Source organism: Acinetobacter sp. UBA3132 (assembly GCF_002364825.1).
Taxonomy (GTDB): domain Bacteria; phylum Pseudomonadota; class Gammaproteobacteria; order Pseudomonadales; family Moraxellaceae; genus Acinetobacter; species Acinetobacter schindleri.
Genome location: NZ_DEZM01000039.1, coordinates 1 through 11410 on the forward strand (window position 1 = coordinate 1; position 11410 = coordinate 11410).

The window sequence follows — 11410 nt, forward strand, 5'->3', positions numbered from 1 at the left end:
TTGTACTTTTCCATACCGCCCTTGATCAGGTCGAAGCCGACACGGGTAACACCATCCATTTCGATCGCGCCACAGAAACCGATTTCACCATCTCCTTGCGAGAAGTGCAGATCGCCCATCGAGAAACCGGCACCTTTTTGATAAACAGGGAAATAGATACGGCTACCTGCTGCCAGGTCTTTAATGTCCGTATTCCCGCCATGTTCACGCGGTGGAACAGTACGTGCCGCTTCAGCTGCCATACGGTCGAATTCAGCACCTGTTACGCCACGCAAAACGGCAGTACGTGGATCAGGCGGATTAGCCTGACCTTTAGGCACCAGTAGTGCCTCACGACGGTTCCATTCCTTTAGCAAATCATGCGATGGCAAAGTTCCCATCAAGCCAGGGTGTTTTAAGCCGGCAATACGCACGCCCGGAATATGACGTGAAGTCGCAAATAAGCCTTTTAAGTCCCAGATGGCTTTGTCAGCTTCAGGGAAATAGTCAGCCAGGAAGCCACCGCCATTTTCCTTGGCAAATACGCCAGAGAAACCGACATCTGAAATTGGCTGAATGTCGAGCAGGTCAATTACCAGCAAGTCACCTGGTTCAGCACCTTCTACATAGAAAGGTCCGGTCAATGGATGGGCACGGGTCAGGTCGACATTTTTGACATCAGAAATGTCATCGGTATCCTTAATCTGCGCATCCAGGAAATCCAGACTTTCAATCAGGATTTCTTCACCCGGTTTTACCGAAGTCAGAAATGGCAAATCCGGATGCCAGCGGTTATGTCCAATTTCGGCCTGTTCTGCCAGCGGAACCCCCGGTTTAATTTTAATATGTTGCATGTTTTATCCCCTGTGTTGAGGTCGAATAAAGCTAGTTTTTGATGTTATTGCCCGTGTCATCCATGATGAACAGCGGATCTTCGATCACGCTTTCAACAGGAACTGACTGAACCTGGATCGTTTTGCCGTCATAATCAATGATGATTTGACCGGCTTCTGGATGCTGAATAAAAAACCTGGCGAGTTGTGGCTCAACCAGAACCCGAAAGCGGCGACTCAAGCCTCGTGCACCGAAGCGAACATCGTGTCCGGTAGATAGAAACTGAGTTGCAGCTGGTGTGAGTTCAACCGTGCGGCTCTGCTTACAGAGTCGCTGATTCAGTTTCTCAATTTCCAGGCTGACCAGTGTTGGCACAAAATTAGCTTCTACCGCTTCATAATTCAGAATGCGTTCAATACGATTCAGAAACTCTGGATCAAATTTCTTGTACAGGGCGCGTTCGGTAATCTGGCTGTCATCCAGTTTGGCCAGTCGGGCCAGTTTCTGGATGGGTTTTGGAAGCTTGGTCAGCTGTCTTAAACGTGCCTGGGCATCTTTGGCACCGACGTTACTGGTCATAAAGATCATGCAGTTTTTGAAATCCAATACTTTGGTACCCGCGGTCAGCTTTAAGGTTCCGGTTTCCAGAACGTTGAGCAGACCCCGAATGACTTCGGTACTGGCTTTTTCAATTTCATCAAACAGCACAATACCTGGCTTGGAAAAACTGCCCTGAATATGGGCTTCATCAAACAGGGTATTGCCTTCTTTAGACCCGACATAGCCTGGAGGGGCACCTGTCAGTGCTGCAGCATAATGTTCCTGTGCCAGTGTGTTCATGTCGATCCGGCAGAATGCATCGGGCTTGCCATGGATTGCCTCAGCAATCAGCCGAACCGTTTCAGTTTTCCCCACACCCGTCGGCCCGAGCATCAAGGTGACTGCCAGTGGCCGGGTAGGAGCATTAAAATCTGCCTTGACGGTTAAGAGCATGTTTTCAATTTCATCCAGTGCGGCACGCTGTCCGATGATATGACCACGGACATGCTGCATGACTTTTTCAGGATCAAAGCTAAAGCGAGAGGTACGTGCAATACGTTCTTTGCTCTGCATCTCATAACGCTGTTTGGCCAGGGTTTCCTGATTGACACTGATGCGGTCGCTGGCAAATGTCATATCGAATACCTCCTCTCAGACCAAACTTAAGATGCTTCTTTTTCTAAGCCTTCATGTGGCAGATTGCCGATTGGGCATTCTGCAACACCGATGGTAGAGCGGGTAATTTTTTCCACGTTCTCTTGCGCTTTTTGAGCATCCAGAACCCAGGTTTTGTAGAAGTCGAATGGACAGTCCGCAACGCCTTTATCGCCGTCACCATTGTTATAGACACCGGTATAGCCGCGGTGCAGCAATTTAAATAAATGGTTTTGTGACTGGTCGTATTTACGTGCATCACGAATTTCATGCAGTGACAATTGTGCGTATTGGATGCCGTTTTCTTCCGTACCACATTCACCCAAGGTACGGCCGTCGAAGCCGACTACTGCTGAGTGACCGAAGTAGGTGTAGACCCCATCAAAACCGGTACAGTTGGCAACAGCAACGTAAACGTTATTTGCCCATGCCATGCATTTCGCCATGTTGATCTGCTGATCTGCAGCCGGGTACATATAGCCTTGGCAACGCACGACCAGTTCAGCGCCTTTCATGGCACAGTCACGCCAGATTTCTGGATAGTTACCGTCATCACAGATGATCAGTGACATCTTGATGCCCTTCGGTCCTTCAGTCACATAAGTGGTATCACCTGGGCACCAGCCTTCAATCGGGCACCATGGGATAATCTTGCGGTATTTCTGAACGATTTCGCCCTTGTTATTAATCAGGATCAAGGTGTTATAAGGCACCTTGTTTGGATGTTCCTCATGTTGTTCACCGGTAATCGAGAACACGCCCCAGACGTTGGCTTCAATACAGGCTTGTGAGAAAATCGCGGTTTCATCGCCTGGAATGGTGGCAGCGGTTGCCATCATCTCGTCATGGTCGTACATAATGCCCATGGTGCTGTATTCAGGAAAAACAATCAGGTCCATACCTGGAATACCCTGTTTGATTCCTTTCAACATTTCAGCAATTTTTTTTGCGTTCTCAAACACTTCCGCTTTGGTGTGCAAACGAGGAATTTTGTAGTTTACAACTGCTACACCTACTGTATCTGGGCTGCTTGAGATATCACCGTGACGCATTCAAATTTCTCCAACTCTTTTATCGATTCAACTTTATGATTCGAGTGTCGCGTGAAATACGTTGCAGCAAAATACGTTGAATTGCGTATATGGATGCGTAGACTGGAAGAAATTTTTAAATGTGAATAATTAAATAAAATATTTAAATACAATTCTGGGATATTAAGTGAAATAGAAATTAAAAATCCCCCGACGAATCGAGGGATGTAGAGAAAAATTACAGCCAGATTAAACCAGGAAGATTAAACAGAGAGATATTTACTGATGGTGGTCTCATCGACATTTTCACGGACATTTTCATAAGCAAAGCGGCCCTTATCGATCACCAGGAAGCGATCGGCCATCGCCATGGTGAAACTCAGCACCTGTTCAGAGACCACAATGGTCAGATCACGCTGATCCCGAATCTCTTTCAGTGTTCTGGCAATGTCCTTAATGATAGAAGGCTGAATCCCTTCCGTCGGTTCATCCAGCAGAAGTACTTTAGGATTAGTCGCTAAGGCACGGGCAATTGCTAATTGCTGTTGTTGCCCACCCGATAAGTTTCCGCCTTTACGTTTGCGCATATCCCAAAGCACAGGAAACAGCTCATACAGGTCATCCGGTACTTTGCCATGGGCAGAAGCCGGTAAACCGGTCTGGATATTTTCCAGCACCGACATGGTGGAGAAAATCATCCGGCCTTGTGGCACATAAGCCACACCGTTTTCTACACGCTGGTAAGGATCCAGTTTTTCCAGATTCTTGCCATCCAGCTTGATTTCACCTTTGGTATTTTTAATATCACCAATCAGGGTTTTAAACAGGGTGGTTTTACCCATGCCGTTACGGCCCATGATCGCTACAATTTCCTTCGGCTGGATCTTCAGTTCCAGGTCGTGAATCACCTGACTTTGTTTATATCCTGAACACAAAGCATTAATTTCTAATAATCCGCTCATAGTGGCCTCCTTAGTGTCCCAGATAAACTTCAATCACTTTTGGATCATTTTGTACATCGTCCATTTTTCCTGCTGCCAGAATTTTACCCTGGTGCAATACCGTGACTTTGTCCGCAATGGTTTTGACGAATTCCATATCATGTTCAATCACAAGTACAGAACGTCCTTTACTGATTTCCCGTAATAATTGGGCTGTCTGCTCACGCTCCGACACACTCATCCCCGCAACAGGTTCATCTAACATGAGTAGTTCAGGATCTTGCATCAGCAACATACCGATTTCTAGCCATTGTTTTTGACCGTGAGAGAGCAGGCCTGCCGAGGTATCCAGCAGGTCAGTCAGGAAAATCTTGCCAGCAACTTCACGAATACGCTCATCGACATCTTTGGTACGTCTGAAGAACAGTGCACCAAAGACATTACGGCCACGCGGGAAGGACATTTCCAGGTTGTCATAGACCGACAGATTTTCATAAATATTCGGGTTCTGGAATTTACGCCCAACCCCTTTACGGACAATGTCGAACTCTTTCAGTTTGGTCAGTTCAATATCATTAAACTTGATCGTGCCTGAAGTTGCTTTGGTCTTGCCGCAGATCAGATCCAGCACTGTGGTTTTGCCGGCTCCATTGGGACCGATCACCACATGGACTTCGTTTTTATCCAGATAGAAGTTGAGATCACTGACTGCCTTGAAACCGTCGAAGGACACGGTGAGATCTTCAATGACCAGAACTGGTTTATTCATTTCTACGCCGACTTTATTCATTTCACACCTCCTTCCACAATTGGATCGATCGTTTTATCCGGATCACTACTTGGCGGTGGCGAAGTGCTGTCGATCGGTTTCTTTTTCAGGAACAATGGACGGACATATTTTTCATACAGACCCGCTAAGCCATTTGGTAAGAACATGACCACACCGATGAATAATGCACCGAGGAAGTACAGCCATATTTCAGGGAAGGCTTCAGAGAAGTAAGTTTTACCCAAGTTCACCAGAACGGCACCATACACTGCCCCAATCAGCGACAGACGACCACCGACTGCAGCCAGAATGACCATTTCAATCGAAGGTACGATGCCGATAATCGTTGGTGACATGAAGCCGACTTGCAGGGTAAACATCGCACCACCAATAGAGGACACCACAGCTGCGAAACAGAAAATGAAGACTTTGTACATGGCTACGTCATAGCCAGAGAAACGTACACGTTCTTCTTTGTCACGCATCGCAGAAAGCAGACGACCGAGTTTAGAACTGAGGACAAAACGGCTGATCATGATCACTGCAATGAGCAGCAGGGCATTGATGTAGTACAGGACATATTTGGCTTCATCGGTACGGATATCCCAGCCATGCAGGGTTTTCAGGTCTGTAATCCCGTTAATGCCGCCAGTGAAACCTTGTTGACCAATAATCAGAATGGTCAGGATCGCTACAATGGCTTGCATGATGATCGAGAAGTACACATCACCGACACGACGGGTAAACATCGCGAAACCGATAATGAAGGCAAGCAAGATTGGAATGATGATGATGGCAAACAAAGTAAACCCGAAGCTATGGAAAGGTTCCCAAAAGCCTGGCAAGCTGGTGATCTGGTTCCAGTCCATAAAGTCTGGAATTCCTGGCGTGGTTTGCGCTGCTGTAGATTGCATGTCTGAAGCTTCAAGTTTCAGGAACATGGCCATGCAGTAGCCGCCAATGCCAAAGAAAATCCCTTGACCTAAACTTAAGATACCACCGTGTCCCCAGCACAGAACTAGGCCGATTGCGACAAAAGCAAAAGTCAAATATTTACCCATCAGATTCAGACGGAAAATATCCAGGAACATTGGCATGACTAGCAGGATCAGTACGGCAAGAATCACCAGACCAATCGCACCTTCTTTACCGCCTAAAAAGGCATTCATTAGATTCTTCATAATATCTCTCCTGAATCCCTATTTACGTACTTTGATTGAGAAGAGACCCTGAGGACGCAGCATCAGGATGATGATGACTGTAGCTAGTGTCAGGACTTTAGCGACAGAACCAGAAAGGAAGAATTCCAGGATAGATTGTGCCTGCGCGATACTGAATGCAGAGGCAACGGTTCCAAGCAAGCTTGCAGCACCGCCGAAGACCACGACTAAGAATGTATCGACGATATACAGCGAACCGGCTGTTGGACCAGTAGAACCGATGGTTGTGAAAGCTGCACCGGCAATACCTGCAAGCCCACAACCCAAGGCAAAGGTTAAGCTATCAACACGTTTGGTATTGATCCCGACAGCACCACTCATAAAGCGGTTCTGGTTGGTTGCACGAAGCTGTAAACCCCAGCGTGAACGGTAAATCAGAAAGTAGACAAATGCAGTGACACAGAGGGTAACGCCCACCAGGAACAGACCATTGATAGGAATATCGATGGCTTCCGTCGGTTGATAAGAACCCATTAACCAGTCAGGTAAAGTCGGGCTGACTTCCTTAGGGCCGAAAATAGAACGGAACAGCTGCTGCATGATGAGGCTCAAGCCCCATGTTGCAAGAAGTGTATCGAGTGGCCGTCGATAGAGCCGGCTAATCATGAGCCGTTCCACCATGTAACCGATAATGCCTGCTGTGAGGAAGGCTGCAATGATTGCAATCAGGAAATAATAAGGTAGGAGTTGAGGGAAAAAACTTTCAGTCAGTGTGGAAATGAAAAATGTCGTATATGCACCAATGGTCAGAAACTCACCATGTGCCATGTTAATTACGCCCATTTGCCCAAAGATAATTGCAAGGCCGAGCGCCATCAATAACAGCACACAGAACACAGAGAGACCATTAAAGCCTTGCATGGCAAATATTGCACCGAATTCTGCAAATGATAGATCCATCGCATCATCCTCCAAGCTTTAAAAAATTGTGTGGAATAAAAAGATCAGGAGAATGGCTTCCCCTGATCATGTGGCTGTTAACTCAGTAACCTTTAGGGAATGGGTTTGGTTTGATTAGACCTTTAGACTCGTAAACAACCTTGAACTGACCATTTGGTTGCACTTGACCAATACGTGATTTGCTCCATAAATGGTGGTTCGGGTCAATTTTTACATAGCCTTCAGGTGCAGTTTTCATTTCTAGGCCTTTAGATGCGGCAGTCACTTTCGCGACATCGAAGCTACCGGCTTTTTCAACTGCGGCTTTCCATAACCATGGACCAAGGTAGGCTGCTTGTGTTACGTCACCTACCACCGCTTTAGGGCCATATTTCGCTTTAAAGGCTTTTACGAATGCAGCATTATTGGGGTTATTCAGACTTTGGAAATATTTCATTGAAGAGTAGAAGCCCTTCATGTTTTCGCCGCCAATCCCCAGCAATTCATCTTCAGTCACTGAAAGGGTAAGCAGTGTCTGTTTGTCGCCTGTTACGCCTGCAGCTTTCATTTGTTTGTAGAAGGATACGTTCGAACCGCCCACGACTGCTGCAAAGATGGCATCTGGTTTACGCAGTTTGGTTTTGTTGATGAGAGAGCCGAATTGAGTGTGGCCCAGAGGATAATATTCTTCGCCAACCACTTTGCCTTTCAGTACTTTCTCGATGTGGGTACGGGCAATTTTCATGGTGGTACGCGGCCAGATGTAATCAGAACCAATCAGATAGAAGGTTTTGGCTTTTTTCTCTTTTGCCAGCCAGTTCAGTGCTTCAAGTACCTGTTGAGTTGCTTCCTGACCGGTGTAGATCACGTTTTTAGATTGTTCTAAACCTTCATAGAAGGTTGGGTAGTAAAGTAGAGAGTTGTTGCGTTCAATAATCGGCAATACGGCTTTACGAGAGGCTGAAGTCCAGCAACCGAAAATTGCAGCAACACGGTCTTTTTCAGACAGTTTACGTGCTTTTTCTGCAAAGGTTGGCCAGTCAGAAGCACCATCTTCCTGAATAATTTTGATCTGTCGACCGAGAACACCGCCCTGTTTATTGATCTGTTCAATGGCCAGACGTTCTGCCTGAATCGAACCGGTTTCAGAAATTGCCATGGTACCGGTTGCTGAATGTAGCTGCCCTACATACACAAACTTGTCATCGACTTTAAGTTTGGTGGTATTGACCTTTGCTGTTGCAGGTACGCTGGCATTGGTCAGTGCTGGTGCCAGCAGGAATGGAACAGCAAGTAAACCTGCCAGTAATCCAGATGTCTTCACTTTTGATTTCAAGCTCATGTCGGGTTCCCCTATAGAATTAGATGTGCTGATGCGCTTAATCATTGGTTTGCGCTTGGTATGGAACTAAGCCTAAGGGGAGTTAAAAAATGAGCATATACGTCACTTTACGTATATAACCTTCAGTCGGATTATTTTTAGATACTGATAGGCTGGGCATAGTTATTGCTTTTAAGAGCAGATATTTAGCTTGATTTGATCTGTATGGACCCAACAGCGAATACCAGTCAGGCACCGCAGCGCGTCATTCATACCCGGCGTAAATACAATACCTGGGTGGTCGATGAAAGTATTGAGGATTACGCCCTGCGCTATGCGCCTAAATCCGTCCGGAAATGGTCACTATGGACAGTGACCAACACGGCGCTTGCAGCCGTCAGTTTCCTAGCAATGGAGGCACTTGGGGCCACCATGCTCTGGCAATACGGTTTCAGTAATGCTTTCTGGGCACTGGTGGTTGTGGCGATTATCATTTTCCTGACCAGCTGGCCGATTGGTTATTATGCTGCCCGTTATAATGTCGATATTGATTTACTGACCCGTGGTGCCGGATTTGGCTATATTGGCTCCTCCATTACCTCGGTCATTTATGCCAGTTTCACCTTTATCTTTCTCGCCTTTGAAGCCGCCATCATGGCGCTGGCATTGGAGCTAGGCTTAGGGATACCCCTGAGTATTGGCTACCTGATTTCAGCACTGGTGATTTTGCCATTGGTGGTCAAAGGTATTGGCTTCATCAATAAGGTGCAGGCCATCACCCAACCACTCTGGTTATTTCTGCTTTTATTACCATGGTGCTTTGTCTTGGTGAAACAACCTGATTTGATCAGCAATCTTGCATTGATTGAGGGCGCAAAAAGTCAGAGCGCTGCCTTTAATCTGTCTTTTTTTGGTGCATCCTGCACGGTGCTCTTTGCCTTGATCACCCAGATCGGAGAACAGGCGGATTATCTGCGATTTTTACCTGATAAAAAACATATTCAGCGTAAATGGAATTGGGCAGTCTTTTTAGGTGGACCAGCTTGGATTCTGGGCGGATTTATCAAGATATTCATGGGTATGCTACTTATGGCGCTGGCAATGCAGTATCTGGTTGCCGATTCTGAACTGAGTAACCCCAATTATCTGTACTGGATTGCCTATCAACAGGTGGTCAATCATCCCGGTATGGCTTTATTTCTGACGGTTTTATTTGTCTGCATCGCTCAGATCAAGATTAATGTTACCAATGCCTATGCAGGGTCATTGGCCTGGTCGAACTTTTTTGCGCGTCTAACGCATAGCCATCCAGGGCGCGTAGTCTGGCTGGTATTCAATATCTTTATCGCCTTGCTATTGATGGAACTTGGGGTAATCCATGCGGTGGAGCGTGTGCTTGGCTTATATAGTAATGTGGCCCTTGCTTGGATTGGTGCCATTGTTGCGGATCTGGTGATCTGTAAACCACTGGGACTGAGTCCAAAAGGAATTGAATTTCGACGAGCCTATTTATATGACATTAATCCGGTTGGAGTCGGTAGCCTGATCATTGCATCGGTCTTATCCATGCTGTGTTACTGGGGAGTTTTTGGAGAGATTGCCCGATCCTTGGCTGGTTTTATTGCATTGGGTACGGCGATGTTATGTGTACCGCTAATTGCTTGGTTTACCAAAGGTAAATATTACTTGGCACGTCAAGAAAAGCCTGAGTTGGAGCTGCTCGAAACCCAAACCTGTGTAGTCTGTGAGCATGATTATGAAACTGCAGACATGGCCAGTTGTCCAGCCTATAGCAGTCAGATCTGTTCTCTGTGCTGCACGCTTGAAGCACGTTGTCATGACCTGTGTAAGCCGCATGCACGCTGGTCTTCACAGCTCAGAGTTTTTGCGGCCTGGTTCCTGCCGAAATACTGGGTACAACATATTAATACCCGTTTAAGTCTGTATATCCTGCTGATTTTTGTCTTGGGCGTGGTGCTGGCAGTCAGTCTGAGCCTGATTTATTTACAGGAGTCTGCCAACCTGGGCGCTTTGTCACAGCAGCAGGATGCGCTGACAATGCTGTTCGTCAAAATCTATGCCGTACTGTTCCTGCTACTGTGTGTAGCCGCCTGGTGGTTAGTGCTGAATGATGAAAGTCGACGTCAGGCGCAATTGGAAAGCAATACCCAGACCCAACTGCTGATGGATGAGATTGAAGCGCATAAAGTTACCGATCGCCAGTTGCAGGATGCCCGCATTCAGGCAGAAAAAGCCAATGAAGCCAAAAGCCGTTATGTAATTGGTATCAGTCATGAATTACGCACGCCGTTGAACAGTATTCTCGGTTATAGCCAGCTACTGCAGAAACAGGAAAAACTGTCTGAACAGGGCGAGTCTGCCCTTGGCGTGATTAGCCGTAGCGGTCAGCATCTGACTTCTCTGATTGATGGTCTGCTGGATTTGGCACGGATTGAAACTGGCAAGATTTCTTTGGAAAATTCCAATATCGACCTGCCAAAATTTCTTAAACAGATCGTGCATATATTCGAGCCACAGTTTGCCCAAAAGCAGCTGAAGTTTGATGTGGAGATCAGTAGCAAGATTCCACAGTATGTCCGTATTGATAAAAAACGTCTGGAACAGATACTGATTAATTTGCTGGGTAATGCTTTGAAATTTACCCTCAAGGGGGGAGTGAAATTTAAGGTCGATTACCGTTTTCAGACCGCTTATTTTGAAATTCATGATACGGGTTGTGGTATTGCTGAATCGGACGTTGAGCGGATATTCCAGCCTTTTGAACGTGGTCGTAATGTGGTACAGGGCAGTTTTGCCGGCACGGGTTTGGGGCTGCCAATCGTGAAGCTCCTAGTCGATATTCTCGGTGGCGAGCTGACCCTGAGCAGCCAGTTAAAACAGGGTTCAGTGTTTAAAATCAAATTGTATTTACCTTCTAAATCCCTGATCCATCCGATCGCGGATGTTGCCTCTAATACTGTAACCGGTTATACCGGAGAACGCCGTAAAATACTGGTGGTTGACAATGAAGCGACTGACCGTGGTCTGGTTCTGAATTTCCTTAAGCCCTTAGGTTTTATTTTAGAAGAGGCAGAATCAGGTTTAGCCTGTTTGCGTCAGGTTCCAGAATTTAATCCTGATCTGATTTTGATGGATTTAAGTATGCCTTTACTGGGCGGCTGGGAAACGGCGAAATTGCTGCGCCAGAATAAAATCACCAATGTACCGATTATTATTATTTC

At 46.5% G+C, this 11410-nt stretch carries 9 protein-coding genes; 1 reads left to right on the forward strand and 8 read right to left on the reverse strand.

What is annotated here, in order from left to right; all coding sequences use genetic code 11:
• The 8 genes from B4033_RS01555 to urtA all read right to left on the reverse strand — a co-directional run.
• A partial coding sequence (locus B4033_RS01555; RefSeq protein ID WP_286831460.1) for an acetamidase/formamidase family protein occupies positions 1 to 833 on the reverse strand: 833 nt, incomplete at its 3' end.
• Between the two features lie 31 nt (positions 834 to 864).
• On the reverse strand, positions 865 to 1989 hold the full coding sequence (locus B4033_RS01560; RefSeq protein ID WP_286831463.1) for an AAA family ATPase: 1125 nt from the start codon (positions 1987 to 1989) through the stop codon (positions 865 to 867).
• Between the two features lie 26 nt (positions 1990 to 2015).
• The gene (locus B4033_RS01565; RefSeq protein WP_286831466.1) at positions 2016 to 3059 is read right to left on the reverse strand and encodes an aliphatic amidase; all 1044 of its coding nucleotides are present in this window, start codon (positions 3057 to 3059) and stop codon (positions 2016 to 2018) included.
• 242 nt (positions 3060 to 3301) lie between these two features.
• On the reverse strand, positions 3302 to 4000 hold the full coding sequence (gene urtE, locus B4033_RS01570) for an urea ABC transporter ATP-binding subunit UrtE (protein ID WP_004756673.1): 699 nt from the start codon (positions 3998 to 4000) through the stop codon (positions 3302 to 3304).
• A 10-nt stretch (positions 4001 to 4010) separates the two neighbouring features.
• The gene (gene urtD / locus B4033_RS01575) at positions 4011 to 4769 is read right to left on the reverse strand and encodes an urea ABC transporter ATP-binding protein UrtD (RefSeq protein ID WP_048882155.1); all 759 of its coding nucleotides are present in this window, start codon (positions 4767 to 4769) and stop codon (positions 4011 to 4013) included.
• Positions 4766 to 5929, reverse strand: a complete 1164-nt coding sequence (urtC, locus tag B4033_RS01580; RefSeq protein ID WP_048882156.1) for an urea ABC transporter permease subunit UrtC — start codon at positions 5927 to 5929, stop codon at positions 4766 to 4768. Before urtC ends, urtD begins: the two co-directional genes overlap by 4 nt.
• A gap of 18 nt (positions 5930 to 5947) precedes the next feature.
• Positions 5948 to 6868, reverse strand: a complete 921-nt coding sequence (urtB, locus tag B4033_RS01585) for an urea ABC transporter permease subunit UrtB (protein WP_286831472.1) — start codon at positions 6866 to 6868, stop codon at positions 5948 to 5950.
• Between the two features lie 82 nt (positions 6869 to 6950).
• Positions 6951 to 8189, reverse strand: a complete 1239-nt coding sequence (gene urtA, locus B4033_RS01590) for an urea ABC transporter substrate-binding protein (RefSeq protein WP_004813834.1) — start codon at positions 8187 to 8189, stop codon at positions 6951 to 6953.
• Positions 8190 to 8393: 204 nt separating this feature from the next.
• Here urtA and B4033_RS01595 point away from each other — a divergent pair.
• The coding region (locus tag B4033_RS01595; RefSeq protein ID WP_286831477.1) for a hybrid sensor histidine kinase/response regulator at positions 8394 to 11410 on the forward strand (3017 nt) is incomplete at its 3' end.

Coding starts and splice junctions, on each gene's coding strand:
- urtC (WP_048882156.1), bottom strand. CDS start 5,929: ATGAAGAATCTAATGAATGCCTTTTTAGGCGGTAAAGAAGGTGCGATT.
- B4033_RS01560 (WP_286831463.1), bottom strand. CDS start 1,989: ATGACATTTGCCAGCGACCGCATCAGTGTCAATCAGGAAACCCTGGCC.
- B4033_RS01565 (WP_286831466.1), bottom strand. CDS start 3,059: ATGCGTCACGGTGATATCTCAAGCAGCCCAGATACAGTAGGTGTAGCA.
- urtA (WP_004813834.1), bottom strand. CDS start 8,189: ATGAGCTTGAAATCAAAAGTGAAGACATCTGGATTACTGGCAGGTTTA.
- urtD (WP_048882155.1), bottom strand. CDS start 4,769: ATGAATAAAGTCGGCGTAGAAATGAATAAACCAGTTCTGGTCATTGAA.
- urtB (WP_286831472.1), bottom strand. CDS start 6,868: ATGGATCTATCATTTGCAGAATTCGGTGCAATATTTGCCATGCAAGGC.
- urtE (WP_004756673.1), bottom strand. CDS start 4,000: ATGAGCGGATTATTAGAAATTAATGCTTTGTGTTCAGGATATAAACAA.